Genomic DNA, 13,951 nt, shown 5'->3' on the forward strand with positions numbered 1-13,951 from the left:
GTCTGCTATTCGGATGTTTCCTCAGTTTGTAGTTTCGATCGGATCTTTTTCGTAAATTGGAACCCAACCATCCGTTGTCACGAAAATCCGGACCGCAACGACTTGGCGATCGTCCTGTAGTGTGAAGTAATGACGTGTATTGACGGGAACGGAAATCAAATCTCCGGGGTTCAGTTCAATGTTGTAATAGCCGACTTCGTCGTCCTGGATCGCAAAGACGCCGTGACCGCTGACGATGAACCGGACTTCGTCATCCGTATGGTGGTGCTCTTTTTGGAAGTTGACGAGCAACTCATCTAAGTTCGGTGTCGCATCGGACAGTGAGATGATATCGGCCGTCTGGTAGCCGCGGCGTTCCGAGACGTCCGTAATTTCCGGCTCGAACGTATCGAGAATCGTTTGTTTGTCCGCGTCCGTCAGCGTATAGGTGTCGACCAGTTCTGCCGGGAGTTTCGAGACATCCCATTGTTCATACAGGACACCACGTGAAGAAAGAAAAGCGGAAACCTCGTTTTGATCCGTATACCGTTCGTTTGTCTTTTGGAAAAGTACTGTTGCCATTTTAAATTCCTCCTTTTAATGAATCGCCTGTCGGCACGTTTGCAGTTTTAACGTGTAGCTGAATAAAAATTCAAAGGCTTCCAACTGTTTTTTCGCTTCAAAGGCAGTCGGTGCCCAGACGGTGATCCCGTGATTGCGAATCAGGACGGCACCGCTTTCCGTTTTTACATGCTTGGCAAACACTGCGGCAAGAGTCGGGATATCCGCATGGTTCGCAATAACCGGTACGACGACTTCCGCATCTTCTTCCCAGCGGCCGAGTGCCTTGATGATTTCCTGACCGGTAAACCGGATTTCCCCGCGGTCTCCGTAGAGTTCTGAAATGACATTGTTGTCGACGGTATGGACATGAAGCGAGCAGCCGGCCGTCGTCCGGTTAAAAACTTCGACATGAAGTAACGTCTCCGCGGAAGGACGTCCGTTTTGTTCGCCGATCAATTGACCGGTCGCGTCAACATGGACGAAATCGTCTGGCGTGTCCTGGCGTTTATCTTTGCCGCTTGCCGTCACAAGAAATTCCGTCGGACTGCTGTTCGTTCGAATGGCGAGGTTACCGCTCGTGCCGGGAAACCAGTCGCGTGCGGCGAACTCCTGCTTGATAGCGCGGAGTTCTTCGTATCGTTTCAAGAATGTCATGCATGCACCCCCGTGGTCTGTAAGTGTTTGACGATGTCATAAAACGTTTCAAACGGCGTATAGGGAATACCGTGCTGTTCACAGAGTGTTATCAGATAATCCCGGGCATAGACGTGATCAGCCTTTTTCGCCAGTTCAAAATCCGTCACGGAATCGCCGATTGCGATGATCGTATCGCCGTCCTGCTTCAACTTCCGGGCGATTGACGTTTTACAACAGCCGCATTGATTGTTGCATGCCGCATCGCAAGCGTGTGGCCATTCAATCCGGACCGTCTCTTCACTGAAGTCACTGCCGTTGCAGTAAATCGTTTCATCTGTCAGTAAACAGGCAAGAATCGGTTGGACAAAAAAGTCAATTCCGCCGCTGACAATCGCAAAGTCGATTCCGTTTGATTTGGCAAAGGCGAGTAAGGTGTCGAAGCCGGGACGGATGACTGCCCGATTAATCAAAAAATCGATATACTCCTGTTTTCGATCTGAGGGCAACAATCGGAACATCTGTCCAACCCCGGACCGGATCGACAGCGACCGGTCGAGCACACCTTTTTTTAATGGTTCAAATGCTTCTTGCGGGGCAAACTCTTTCATCAAGGCGATGATGTTGTCGTGTTCCGTCACCGTGCCGTCGAAGTCACATAAAATCCGAGTCGTCATTTCGTGATCCCCCAGGCGTCAAGGGCGACCCGTAATTCTTCCTGCCGCGTTGCGGCACTTGTCAGCGATTCTCCGGTCAGTGCGGCGTCGAGCGCCTGACGAAATGCAAGGACACCGGCCGCTGCCCCTTGCGGATGACCGTGAACGCCGCCTCCGGCATTGATGACCGAATCGGTACCGAAATCACGGACGAGCTGAGCGACGAGGCCGGGATGGATGCCGGCGGACGGAACCGGCAGAATCGTCTTCGTTTCTCCGATTCGCGTCGCTTCAACGGCGATCCCGCGGGCCAAATCTTTGGCGAGTGCAACGTTACCATAGGGAGACGGGAACAATGTCAAGTCAGCACCGGCCAGTCGGGGTAACGTTCCAAGCAGAACAGGAGCCGAAATACCGTATTCAGGACTTGCGATCAAGGCACCGCTTAAGGCCGGGTGATTAAAAATCGGGACGGAAATGTCCGCATCGGCAGCCAACTCGCGCAGGACATCGAGTCCGTATGTAAACGTGTTGAGCAGGAAGGCCGTGGCACCTGCTTCAATCAGGCGTTTTGCCTGTTCCTTCAAGCCGAAGACGGGACCGCTTAACGTAATTGCATAAAGCGCCCGTTTGCCGGTGCGTTCATAATGGGCGTCGAGGACTTCCCGTCCGATCCGTGCCCGGTCGAGTGCCGGCGTCAACGGATTGTCGTATAGAATCTCATCATCTTTAACGAGATCGATGCCGCCCGCGAGCTGTGCTTCGAGTTGTTCCTGTAAAAAGACGAGGTCCCGTCCGATGACTCCTTTAAATATGCTCATCAACAGGGGACGGTCATGGACCTGAATCAATTGACGGACTCCTTCAATCCCGAATTTGGCACCGGGAAAGTCGTTCGTGAATGACGAGGGAAGCTGTAAGTCGGTTAACTTGATTTGTCCATCGAGCGACAGTTTACCGAAGACCGTCGTTAAGATAGCGGAAAAGTCCCGTGAGACGTTGTGTTCCGGATAACGGATCGTAATGTAACCTTTGCCGTCATGTTCTTCTGTATGGACGACCTGTCCTTTAAAGGATTCCAGTTGTTGTTGTTCCAAGTGATTTAAATCGGTCCATGAACCGACCGTCAGACCGAGCGCGATTTGCTCTGCCCGTTTCGGCAACTGATCAGTCGTTCCGAGTTGGTATGTTGCGGTAATGTACGCCATATGAATCGTCTCTCCCTTATTGAAAAATACAAAAATGGTCCCTCGTCAATGACAAGAGACCATGAAAAATTGCGCGTGGACTCTTATCTGTCAGCGTATTAGCTGCAAGAATTAGCACCGTGCCAAGTGGTCGGTTGCTGCGACATCGTAGGGCTCGTCCCTCCGTCTGCTCTTGATAAGAATTGGATGAAATTGTGAAATCTAATTGCAATTTTTACATGAGATCCATCACTTGTCAAACTATATTTTGAAAATTTATTTTTTTGAAAATACTTCTTCTATAGACGGTTCCGTTTTTGAATCCGTTTCACTAAAAATTGGAATTGACAGACGGCCAGCAACGCACGTAGTATTCAAATCAACATCAAATCACATGACAACTACATATGACTCTTATCGTGAGTTGGCAGAGGGAATTGGCCCGAAGACGCCGCAGCAACCGACCATCCGGCACGGTGCTACATCCAACAGACATTCGTCTGAGAGATAAGAGGACGGAGTATTCTGCCGCGCCTCTTTTCTTTGACGAAAAGAGGCGTTTTTTCGTGTGATCAACAAGGAGGAAACCAGAATGGGATACCAAGCATTTACAGTACAGGACGCGATTGAACGGGTCCGGACACTCGGATTAATCGGCAATGAACCGGTGACGGCAGAAGAGATCGGGGACGGGAATTTAAATCTCGTTTTCCGGATTCAGGAAGGAGAAAAACGGCTGATTTTAAAGCAGGCGTTGCCATATGCGAAAGTCGTCGGGGAAAGCTGGCCGCTGTCGCTCGAACGGGCCTGGATTGAACAATCGGCCTTAAAAGAATTCGCAAAAGTCGCTGTTCCTTTCGTTCCGCACGTCTACCATGCGAGCAAGGAAGAAGCGTTTACGGTGATGGAGGATTTGTCGCATTTGACGATCGCCCGGACCGGCTTGCTCGAAGGGGAAAAGTATCCGTTACTCGCGGAACACATCGGTTCGTACCTGGCGCGGACACTGTTTTATACGTCGGATTTTGCGCTTGGACCGGTCGCGAAAAAACAAGTGGCGCGGAACTACTACAATCCGGATCTCTGTGATATCACGGAAAAATTGATCTTCACAGACCCGTTTTATGATGCGGAAACGAATGCGATTGAAGCAGGCCTCGAAGCGGAAGCGGTTCGGTTATGGCAGGATGCAGAACTGAAACGCGAAGTCGCGAAACTGGAAACACTGTTCATCACAAAAGGTGATGCATTATTGCACGGTGACTTACATACCGGAAGTATTTTTGCTTCAGCCGATGAAACGAAAGTCATCGATCCCGAGTTCGCCTTTTACGGACCGTTTGGTTTTGATGTCGGACAATTCATCGCCCATCTCTGCTTTGCCGCGTATCCAAACTATGCCGAGTTACGGGATGGACGGGTGAAGGATATCGATACGTTTTGGCTGACCTTTGCGTCGACGTTCAAAGCATTATGGGAACGCGAAGCGGTAGAGCCGTTCCGTTCGGCGGGCGGACTTGTCGACGATGTCCTCAGTACGATTTTACAGGACGCACTGGGCTTTGCCGGTTGTGAGTTGATTCGGCGGACGATTGGATTGGCACCGGTTGCGGACCTCGAGAACATCACGGACGCGGGGGAACGACTTGAGCGGAAACGTCATGCGTTACGTCTTGGAGTGGCATTGATCAAACGCCGGACCGAATGCAAGACGTTCACCGATTTACGGAACTTCGATTTGACGGAGGAACTCAGCCGATGAGCCAATTCGTCCAAAGCATCATCTATGACAACGGGACGGTGACGATTTTGGATCAGACCCGGCTCCCGGAAGAAGAACGATACGAGGTTATCCATGACTTGGCGCAAGCGATTGACGCCATCAAACAATTACGTGTCCGCGGTGCCCCGGCCATCAGCCTGTTCGGCGGCTTCATCCTTGTGCAGGAAGCATTCCGCCGGACGACAGGGTCACTTTCTGAAGCGAAACAAGAACTGTTGACGGTGTCGGCCCAATTGCTCGCAACCCGGCCGACGGCGGTCAATTTGCGGAACGTGCTTGATGAGCTGAATCAAATTATTGTCTCGAGTACGGCGCTTGCCGAGTTACCAAAACGGTTGGAACAAAAGGCGCTCGAACTGTATGAAACGGATGCCAAGACATCCCGGCAAATCGGGATCCACGCATTGGAATTATTTGAGTCCGGTGACCGGGTTCTGACGATTTGTAATGCCGGATCGATTGCGACAGCGGCTTACGGGACGGCACTCGCCCCGTTTTATCTCGCGAAAGAACAGGAAATTCTGCTCTCCGTTTATGCATCGGAAACGCGGCCGTTACTGCAGGGAGCGCGTCTGACGACATGGGAACTGCAACGGGCCGGTATTGACGTGACCTTGATTACCGATAATATGGTCGCCCATACCATCAAAGAAAAAAACATCACCGCCATCATCGTCGGTGCCGACCGGATTACCCGAAACGGGGATACCGCGAATAAAATCGGGACGTTTCAACTGGCATTACTGGCCCGTGCTTTCGGGATTCCGTTTTATGTCGCGGCACCCCTTTCGACCTTTGATTTGACGAGCTTGTCGGGAGACGAGATTGAGATTGAAGAACGCGATGCCCGTGAAGTGACGCAATTCGCAGGGAAAGCAACGGCGCCGGCCGGTGTGGCCGTCTTTAATCCGGCGTTTGACGTGACACCGCACGAATTGATCACGGCAATCATTACGGAACTGGGAGTCATCAAGCATCCGTCCGTCGAAACGATCGAGCAGACAATCGGACAACAAATACGTTAAACAGACTGGGGAGATCGAAATGAAAAAATTAGCATTTGCGGTACTTGCACCGGCGGTCTTGCTGGCTGCTTGCGCCAATAGCGAAGCGACACCGACGAAAAAAATCAGTGGTGTACCGGAAAGTGTCCAGGGAGACGTCAAAATTGCCGTCATCCGCAATCTGGCATCCGATGACCATACGAAACAGTTTTTGGACGGAGCTCGTTCGGAAGGGGAAGCGCTCGGTTTTCAGGTTAACACGTTCATCTCGGAAGGCAATGACGTCAAATTCAAGGAACTCGTCGCCCAAGCCGTCCAACAGGATTATGACGGACTGATTATCTCGCACGGAAAAGAGGATTATGCCTACGACATGATCAAACCGGCGATCGACAAAGGGATCAAAGTCGTGACGTTCGATACAGTGACAAAGAAAAAGGACCAGACGTTAAAAGGCATCACGGAAACGTTCCAGGATGATCATAAACTGGCACAGCTTTCACTCGATGAAGTAACGAAAGTCAAAGACGATCAGCCGGTCCGGGTCATCAAACTGTGGTTCGGTCCGGGATTTGCCCCGCTTGACCGCCGTCAGGAAATCTACAAGACATACGAAGCAGACGGAAAAATTAAAACGCTTGAAACAGTCGGACCAACGAACTTCCAGGATGTCCAAGGCGATATTGCGGCGAAGATGAACGCGATTCTCGCCAAATATCCGAAAGGAAGTATCGATGCCGTCTGGGGTGCTTGGGATGAAGTCGCCAAAGGAGCCTATAAATCCTTAAAGGATAACAAACGTCAGGAGATTCCGTTGATTTCAATCGACGTTTCGAACCAGGACATCAATCTGATGCGTGAAAAGGGCAGTAACTGGGTGTCGACGAGTGCCGTCGATCCGCATTTGATCGGACAGACGGATATGCGTCTGCTGGCGAAAAAGCTGGCCGGGGAAAACACACCGGACACTTTTGACCTAGACGCTAAACTGGTCGAACAAAAAGCACTGAAAGCCGATACGACGATGTACAATCTCGATACGATCATCAAAGGCTGGAGTACGTCCGAAAAGTTCAATGAACCGTGGATGGAAAAACTGCGGAAAGCGAATGACGGGAAATGACCCGTCCGGTGAAGGAACAACGACTGGAGATGCAGGGAATTTCAATCGAATTCCCCGGCGTCAAGGCGCTGGACGATGTTGATTTTTCCGTGGGCCGCGGGGAAATCCATGCGCTTGTCGGAGCGAACGGAGCCGGTAAATCCACGCTGATGAAAGTGTTGGCCGGGGCGTACGATTCATATGACGGAACGATTTGGTTTGACGGTGTACCTCTGACAATCGATTCACCGGCTGCCGCAAAACGGGCCGGGATTGAAATCGTTTATCAGGAAGTCGATACGGCACTGGTCGGTTATTTGACCGTGGCGGAAAATATTTGTCTCGATGTGCTGACGAACGGACAGCTGAAAGGGTTCATCAGACGGCAGCGATACGAGGAAATAGCCGAACGTGCTTTACGGAAACTGAAAGCATCAATTGATGTCCGGCAGCGGGTCAGCGAGTTGCGTCTGGCCGAAAAACAACTGGTCTTGATTGCCCGCGCCTTGGTCCAGGAGAGCCGGTTCCTGATATTGGATGAGCCGACCGCCCCGCTCAGCGGACGGGAAACGGAGCAACTGTTTCGCATCATTCGTGAGCTGGCAGAGACGGAACAACTGGGCGTCATCTTCATTTCCCACCGGCTGCAAGAACTATTTGAGATTTGTGAATCCATTTCTGTCATGCGGGACGGCAAGCTGGTGTCACGTCAGCTTCTTGCCGGACAAACAAAGGAAACAGTCGTCGAACAGATGCTGGGCCGGCGTCTGCGCCAATCGAAACGGGAAGCGCGTCCGGCGGGTGCACCATCACTTGAACTCGACCGGGTCACAGTCGCCGGACAACTGGATGACATCTCGTTAACCGTCCGTGCCGGAGAAGTGATCGGAATTGCCGGACTCGTCGGTGCCGGTAAGACGGAACTGTGTAAAACGATTTTCGGATCGCTTTCTGTCACTTCGGGATCGATTCGTCTGCATGGAGAAACACACCGCCTTCGTTCGCCGAATGATGCAGTCCGGCTCGGTATTGGGCTGGTGCCGGAAGAACGGCGGAAAGAAGGGATTTTAGTCGCAGATCCGATTGACCAAAACATGACGGCAGCCAGTCTCCAACAATTCGTCAACCGGTTCGGATTTATACAGAAAACAAAGGAGCGGACCGCAGCTCAAAAAATCGTGCAGCAACTGTCGATTAAAGTCAGCAGTACCGAGCAACGTGCCGCCGACTTATCCGGCGGGAACCAGCAAAAAGTCGCCATCGGGAAATGGTTGCTGGCAGACGCGTCCGTCCTGGTATTGGATGAACCGACAAAAGGCGTCGATGTCGGGGCGAAAGCGGAAATCTTCCAAGTGATTGATCAATTGGCTGCAGAACAGAAAGCCGTCATCTATGCGTCGAGCGAACTGGATGAACTGCTGGCTGTGACCGACCGGATTTATGTCATGTATGACGGACGGATCGTGTCTGAAACGACCACTGCGGAAACGACCGAAGAACAATTATTGTGGTATGCAACAGGAGGACAACAGAATGAATGATGTATTGCAAAAACCGACGGCAAAGCCGGACGCACCACGAACCGCACCGGGAAAACCGTTATTACGCTTTTTGAACGACTGGGGCATCGTCCTCGCGATTGTTGCACTTATTCTGTTCTTTGCCATGACGGCGCCGAATTTCTTGCAAGGGACGAACCTGGTCAATATTTTACGAAGCATCTCGATTGTGACCATCATCGCCATCGGATTAACGGTTTCGTTGACGGTCAACGGGTTTGACTTGTCCGTCGGTTCAACCGCAACCTTTGCCAGCTCGCTCGTCGTCTCTTTTTTTGTCTGGTACAGCCTGCCGCTCGGCGTCTCGATTGGTCTGGCCCTCGTAATTGCCTTGGCGGTCGCACTCGTCAACATTTTGTTGATTGTGAAGTTTAAGATTCCGGATCTGTTCGCCACACTTGCGACGATGTTCATTTTTGAAGGCGTCGCGATGACCTATACCGGTGGCGGATCAATCAGTGCCGGGATGCCCCGTCTCGACGGAACACCGACGGTCGGATTGATTCCGGAGTCGTTTTTAAAAATCAGTCAGGCGCCTTGGATCATTCTGATCATGCTTGTCGTCGTCGCCGTGACGCATGTCTTTTTGAACCATACCCGGCATGGACGTTTTTTGTACATCATCGGCGGAAATCCGGAAGCAGCCCATCTGACCGGCATCCGGGTCAACCGGTACCGGGCACTCGCTTATCTGATTGCCGGATTACTGTCGGCTGTCGGCGGGATCTTGCTGGCGTCGCAAGTCGGTTCCTCCCAAATCAATGCCGGATCCGGTTATTTGATGCCGGCTGTTGCAGCAGCGTTCATCGGTTCTTCATTTGCCGGACAAGGGAAGCCGAATGCGCTCGGGACACTGGTCGGTGCTTGTCTCGTCGGAATTCTTGAGAACGGGCTCGTCATGTTGTCGGTACCGTATTATTCACTGAACATCATCAAAGGTGCCGTTTTGGCGCTTGCCTTGGCTTCGACCTATTACCGTTTCAAAAAAAATTAAAAAAAGTGGTTTAACTTCGAATAGAATAGGTAATATTCAGTATATGAAAGGATGGTGATGCACATGAATGATTATCAATGTATAGGGAACGATCGCATGTCGCTTCGAGAAGAAGAGGATCACCGGACTTGACGGACGCAACATGACAATAGACACGAAGTGATTCGTGTTTTACGTGCAGATTGCACGGTTCAAGAACGGTTTACGATATGTGATCGTTCCTGAAAGCAGGAAGGGGGAGTCGCGAACAGCGGCGCCCCCTTTTGTGCGTATTCAGCTATCCCTATGCCTTTAAAAGCATCGACAGATATGAGATGATATAAAAAGTCAGAAAATTCAACTACTAAACAGCAAGGGGCCAGACAATGCGAACATATACGAAGGAGATTCAAGCGATCATCGACAACGTAGAAAAAGTAATCATCGGAAAAGAAAACGTGATTACACAATCTTTAGCAGCATTACTTGCCGGAGGTCACGTGTTACTCGAAGACGTACCGGGTGTCGGAAAGACGATGCTCGTTCGCGCATTCAGCCGTTCGATTGGTTTGACATTTAAACGTGTCCAATTCACACCTGATCTGCTGCCGTCCGATTTGACGGGGGTTTCGATGTATAACCAAAAGACGAGTCAGTTTGAATACCGGCCGGGTCCTTTGATGGGAAACATTGTCCTGGCAGATGAAATCAACCGGACCTCACCAAAAACACAATCTGCATTGCTCGAAGGGATGGCGGAAGCGAATGTCACGGTGGATGGAGAAATTCACACGCTTCCTAATCCCTTTTTTGTCATGGCGACTCAAAATCCGATTGAACATGAAGGGACGTATCCGCTTCCGGAAGCCCAACTCGACCGGTTTTTGATTAAGGTCAAGATGGGTTATCCCGACTTTCAACAAGAAATGAAGCTATTGACGCGGTTCGAACGGGATGAACCGATCGAGACGCTCGAGTCCGTCATCACACGTGACGAATTGTTACGGATGAAAGAGGCCGTGAAGGACGTTCATGTCTCTCAACCGGTTAAAAAATATATCGTTCAACTGGTCCAGGCGACACGGACGCATGCATCCCTTTATCTCGGAGCCAGTCCGCGGTCTTCGATCGCCCTGATGAAAGTGGCACAAGCCTGGGCGTACATGGAAGGACGGTCATTCGTCTTACCGGATGACGTCAAGGAGCTGTTGACGCCTGTGCTCTCGCACCGCCTGATTTTAACAGCGGACGCACGCTATCACGGACAGACGGCAGAACGAATTCTCGAACAAGTGAAAAAAGAAGTCACCGTGCCGATTCAGCAGGATGTGGAGTCCTTATGACGAGATGGCAAATCGGTTGGCGTTACGCCGTCTTGCTGATCACACTCACCGCGTTATGGGTCTATGCCCGGATTGACGGCGGGAATGTCGCATCGCTGTTGGTTTATGTCATGGCAGGATTGACCGTGTACTGGACACTGTTTTTGATTTGGCCCGTCACGCAAGCGTTGGCGACGCGGGAAGTCTCCAATAAGATGTTGATTGCCGGAACCGATATACCGGTCTCGCTTCAAGTACGACGGAAGTTTCCGTTCCTTGTCGGGGCCGTCGACGTGACGGAAGCCGTTCCGGATGCACTCAGTGAAGAACCGCTGAATATCCGGCATCCGCTGCGGGCACATTACCGGAAAGTCGAACACATTGATTATTTGATTCCATCGATCCGTCGTGGACTGTATCAAATTCCCGGTTGTGTACTGGAAATACGCGATCCGTTCGGCTTGTTCATGCGGAAAAAGCTCTATCCGGTCGAAACATATCTGGCAGTCGAACCTGCCCGGTTGGCGGTTCAACTGCCGCACGAAGATGACCGTGGTGACGGCGGGATTTCTCCCGTTTCACTCGATCTCCGGCAATCGTCCTTTACGGTCGTCGGTGTCCGCGAATACGTCAGCGGGGACCGAATGAATCAGATTGACTGGAAATCGACCGCGAAACGGCAGGGATTGATGACGAAAACGTTTGAACGGGAACAGGAACGCGAGACGACGATTGTATTTGACGAAGGAACGGTCAGTGATGAGAACTTTGAAAAAAGTATTTCCATGCTGGCTGCCGCGACGGATCAACTGAACAAACGTCATCTGAATTACCGGATTCACCTCGTCGGGCACGGTGTGCAGTCCTTATCGTTGCCGCTTGAAGGCGCGAAGTTGACCCACTATCTGATGACGGCGCAACCGAGCCGGACCCGGTCATTCATCGAATCCTGGGAATACTCTTCGAAAGCGTTACGACTGAGCGGAAATGTCCTGTTCATCACACCGGATCTCGAATCCAACAATGAAATGTGGATTTCGAAAGTCCGGCAGGAAGCAAGCGTTCATGTCTACACACCAAAGAGGAGGACGACCGGATGATACGACGACTGATTTGGAATCTGCTTGCAGGATTACTGTTTGCGAGCTTCATGCCGCCGTTACTCGAACTGACGACATTTGAGAGTGTCATTCCGTTCTTGCCGCTCCTGTTGACCCCCCTCCTGTTGTCGCATCTGCGGCGCAGCTGGTTTTTACTCGGCAGTCTGCTTGCGTTACTCGTTTCGTTTTACTTTATTTTGATTCCCGGAGAAGCACCGTGGAACTTGTTCCGTGAAATCGCGAGCGACATCAACCGTGTCATCAACGGAGAGTTACCGGGACGTCCGGCATTTGCCTTCTCGATTGGACTGATCAGTTTTTTGATCGGCTATTTGGCGCGGCGGACGTTTCCGAACCGAGGCTTTGTTTTCGGGCTGGCGCTCGGCGTCATCGGCTTCATTGCCTACTGCGACACATGGACGGATTACTCGGGAGAACAGTTCATCATCTATCCGATCGTCCTGGCACTGTTTCTGTTGTATGCGACAGAAGTCAGCGAACGTCCGACGGCGTCTTACGTCCGTCCGCTCAGTGCGTTGCTTATCATCGGAGCGACAGTGGTTGCTGCTGTTCAAAGCCCGGTCATTACGGCGACGTGGCAGGATAGCTGGTATGACTGGACCGATGGTTTCGAGAGTGAGGGCACATCGTCGAGCCGGATTCAAAAAGTTGGCTACGGCAACAACGACGAGCAGCTCGGCGGTCCGTTCCAGATGGACGACCGGGAAGTCTTTCAGGTCGAAAGTGAAGGCAGCCGTTACTGGCGTGTCGAGACAAAAGACGTCTATACCGGAAAAGGCTGGGTCCTGTCGAAATCAGAACCGGAAATTGATTCGCGGGGATTTTTCTCGCACTTCGGAGATGATGTCAAGACACGGGAAGAACGGGCGACATTTGAACTGTCACGGGAGCTGCCGTTTGTGCCGTATAACGGGGACAATGTCCGTTTGAGTGTAGATAAGCAACGGCAAAATCTGTTGATTGATCCGGAAAATCAAAAGGTCTCGTATCTGGATGATGCGGAACGCCAGCAAAATTATCAGATTCAATACACGTATCCGTTGTTTACGGAAGAATTGCTCCAGACGGATGAGCCGATTACATTGTCGGAGATGGAGCAGGACCGGTATTTACAGTTACCGGATACGTTACCGAATCGTGTCCGAGATCTCGCGGAAGAGATCGTCGCGGACGAAGACAGTCCGTGGGACAAAGCGAAGGCGATCGAAAGTTATTTTGAGCAGGAAAACTTCGAATACAATACGGAAGAAGTCGCCGTACCGGAAGAAAATCAGGATTATGTCGATCAATTTTTATTTGAGACGAAACTCGGCTACTGTGATAATTTTTCGACGTCCGCGACCGTGTTATTACGCGCTGCCGGTTTGCCGGCCCGCTGGGTAAAAGGATTTACGGGCGGCGAATCGGATGTCATCGGGGCAGCCGTGACGAGTTATACGGTCCGCAATAAAAATGCCCACTCGTGGGTCGAAGTCTATATCGAAGGACCGGGTTGGGTACCGCTCGAACCGACCGTCAGTTTTGACGGAGCCGGACAATATACGATTGATCAGGAAACGAATAATGAGACCGAACAAGCGAATCCGCAACGCGATACGGAGACCGATACGGAAACCGCAACACCGGAACGTCCGCAGGAGAATCTGCTGGATGAAGAACAAACGACGACAGCAGCGCAGACCGAACAACAATCGTTTCCGATTTGGCCGGTTGTCGGTGTAATCGTCGGACTGGTATTCTTGTATCTGTTCCGGAAACCGTTGACCCGGACCGCGGCGATTTTATTTTTCCGCAACCAGCTTCATAGTCCGGAAGGATTCAAGCGGATGTACCGTTTCTTATTGCGCCGTCTCGACAAACAAGGCTTCCACTACAAGGACGGCCGGACACTGACGGAACTTGCGCATGAGGTTGACGGATATTACGAAACGTATGCGATGCGTCCGTTGACGGATGCCTATGAACGGATGGTCTACGGAGGCGAATCGTTATCGGTTGATAAAAAACGTGAATATTTCGAAAATATCATTCGACGGATAGAGGGTTGATATTTTCGAATTGATACAGT

12 protein-coding genes and 2 riboswitches are annotated in these 13,951 nt (G+C 51.3%); of the genes, 8 read left to right on the plus strand and 4 right to left on the minus strand.

Annotated elements, in window-relative coordinates:
* Positions 1-21 precede the first annotated feature (21 nt).
* From ACP26N_RS02365 to ACP26N_RS02380, 4 genes are read right to left on the minus strand one after another with little or no spacing between them, the layout of a single operon-like run.
* Positions 22-561 (minus strand): 1,2-dihydroxy-3-keto-5-methylthiopentene dioxygenase, encoded by a 540-nt coding sequence (locus tag ACP26N_RS02365; protein ID WP_214855636.1) that lies wholly within the window; start codon positions 559-561, stop codon positions 22-24.
* 15 nt (positions 562-576) lie between these two features.
* Positions 577-1,197: a methylthioribulose 1-phosphate dehydratase gene (locus ACP26N_RS02370; RefSeq protein WP_214855638.1), complete on the minus strand. Its 621-nt coding sequence runs from the start codon at positions 1,195-1,197 to the stop codon at positions 577-579.
* Complete coding sequence (locus ACP26N_RS02375; RefSeq protein WP_131503419.1) at positions 1,194-1,853, minus strand: 2-hydroxy-3-keto-5-methylthiopentenyl-1-phosphate phosphatase; 660 nt, start codon at positions 1,851-1,853, stop codon at positions 1,194-1,196. Before ACP26N_RS02375 ends, ACP26N_RS02370 begins: the two co-directional genes overlap by 4 nt.
* Complete coding sequence (locus ACP26N_RS02380) at positions 1,850-3,040, minus strand: 2,3-diketo-5-methylthiopentyl-1-phosphate enolase (RefSeq protein WP_426354683.1); 1,191 nt, start codon at positions 3,038-3,040, stop codon at positions 1,850-1,852. The genes ACP26N_RS02375 and ACP26N_RS02380 overlap by 4 nt, the downstream gene beginning before the upstream one ends.
* Positions 3,041-3,120: 80 nt before the next feature.
* Positions 3,121-3,222: riboswitch (SAM riboswitch) on the minus strand.
* 208 nt (positions 3,223-3,430) lie between these two features.
* Positions 3,431-3,533, plus strand: a riboswitch (SAM riboswitch).
* A gap of 78 nt (positions 3,534-3,611) precedes the next feature.
* Here ACP26N_RS02380 and mtnK point away from each other — a divergent pair.
* The 8 genes from mtnK to ACP26N_RS02420 all read left to right on the plus strand — a co-directional run bounded on the left by mtnK (position 3,612) and on the right by ACP26N_RS02420 (position 13,931).
* Positions 3,612-4,781 carry an S-methyl-5-thioribose kinase gene (gene mtnK, locus ACP26N_RS02385; protein ID WP_131503421.1) on the plus strand — a complete coding sequence of 390 codons (1,170 nt, stop codon included), beginning with the start codon at positions 3,612-3,614 and terminating at the stop codon, positions 4,779-4,781.
* Positions 4,778-5,827, plus strand: coding sequence for an S-methyl-5-thioribose-1-phosphate isomerase (mtnA, locus tag ACP26N_RS02390; RefSeq protein ID WP_188005122.1), 1,050 nt, complete (start codon positions 4,778-4,780; stop codon positions 5,825-5,827). Before mtnK ends, mtnA begins: the two co-directional genes overlap by 4 nt.
* Positions 5,828-5,846: 19 nt before the next feature.
* Positions 5,847-6,929: a sugar ABC transporter substrate-binding protein gene (locus ACP26N_RS02395; RefSeq protein ID WP_426354686.1), complete on the plus strand. Its 1,083-nt coding sequence runs from the start codon at positions 5,847-5,849 to the stop codon at positions 6,927-6,929.
* Positions 6,926-8,449: a sugar ABC transporter ATP-binding protein gene (locus tag ACP26N_RS02400; RefSeq protein WP_426354688.1), complete on the plus strand. Its 1,524-nt coding sequence runs from the start codon at positions 6,926-6,928 to the stop codon at positions 8,447-8,449. The genes ACP26N_RS02395 and ACP26N_RS02400 overlap by 4 nt, the downstream gene beginning before the upstream one ends.
* A complete protein-coding gene (locus ACP26N_RS02405) occupies positions 8,442-9,461 on the plus strand; it encodes an ABC transporter permease (RefSeq protein WP_426354689.1) in 1,020 nt (339 codons plus the stop codon). The genes ACP26N_RS02400 and ACP26N_RS02405 overlap by 8 nt, the downstream gene beginning before the upstream one ends.
* 365 nt (positions 9,462-9,826) lie before the next feature.
* Positions 9,827-10,783 carry an AAA family ATPase gene (locus tag ACP26N_RS02410; protein ID WP_214855650.1) on the plus strand — a complete coding sequence of 319 codons (957 nt, stop codon included), beginning with the start codon at positions 9,827-9,829 and terminating at the stop codon, positions 10,781-10,783.
* Positions 10,780-11,862, plus strand: a complete 1,083-nt coding sequence (locus ACP26N_RS02415; RefSeq protein ID WP_131973291.1) for a DUF58 domain-containing protein — start codon at positions 10,780-10,782, stop codon at positions 11,860-11,862. The genes ACP26N_RS02410 and ACP26N_RS02415 overlap by 4 nt, the downstream gene beginning before the upstream one ends.
* Positions 11,859-13,931 carry a transglutaminase TgpA family protein gene (locus ACP26N_RS02420; protein WP_426354692.1) on the plus strand — a complete coding sequence of 691 codons (2,073 nt, stop codon included), beginning with the start codon at positions 11,859-11,861 and terminating at the stop codon, positions 13,929-13,931. The genes ACP26N_RS02415 and ACP26N_RS02420 overlap by 4 nt, the downstream gene beginning before the upstream one ends.
* The last annotated feature ends 20 nt before the right edge of the window (positions 13,932-13,951 follow it).

Origin of the sequence: Exiguobacterium sp. R-39, from assembly GCF_049942815.1 — a bacterium.
GTDB lineage: Bacteria > Bacillota > Bacilli > Exiguobacteriales > Exiguobacteriaceae > Exiguobacterium_A.

Coding starts and splice junctions, on each gene's coding strand:
- ACP26N_RS02375 (WP_131503419.1), bottom strand. CDS start 1,853: ATGACGACTCGGATTTTATGTGACTTCGACGGCACGGTGACGGAACAC.
- ACP26N_RS02405 (WP_426354689.1), top strand. CDS start 8,442: ATGAATGATGTATTGCAAAAACCGACGGCAAAGCCGGACGCACCACGA.
- ACP26N_RS02415 (WP_131973291.1), top strand. CDS start 10,780: ATGACGAGATGGCAAATCGGTTGGCGTTACGCCGTCTTGCTGATCACA.
- ACP26N_RS02365 (WP_214855636.1), bottom strand. CDS start 561: ATGGCAACAGTACTTTTCCAAAAGACAAACGAACGGTATACGGATCAA.
- mtnK (WP_131503421.1), top strand. CDS start 3,612: ATGGGATACCAAGCATTTACAGTACAGGACGCGATTGAACGGGTCCGG.
- ACP26N_RS02400 (WP_426354688.1), top strand. CDS start 6,926: ATGACCCGTCCGGTGAAGGAACAACGACTGGAGATGCAGGGAATTTCA.
- ACP26N_RS02420 (WP_426354692.1), top strand. CDS start 11,859: ATGATACGACGACTGATTTGGAATCTGCTTGCAGGATTACTGTTTGCG.
- ACP26N_RS02395 (WP_426354686.1), top strand. CDS start 5,847: ATGAAAAAATTAGCATTTGCGGTACTTGCACCGGCGGTCTTGCTGGCT.
- ACP26N_RS02370 (WP_214855638.1), bottom strand. CDS start 1,197: ATGACATTCTTGAAACGATACGAAGAACTCCGCGCTATCAAGCAGGAG.
- mtnA (WP_188005122.1), top strand. CDS start 4,778: ATGAGCCAATTCGTCCAAAGCATCATCTATGACAACGGGACGGTGACG.
- ACP26N_RS02410 (WP_214855650.1), top strand. CDS start 9,827: ATGCGAACATATACGAAGGAGATTCAAGCGATCATCGACAACGTAGAA.
- ACP26N_RS02380 (WP_426354683.1), bottom strand. CDS start 3,040: ATGGCGTACATTACCGCAACATACCAACTCGGAACGACTGATCAGTTG.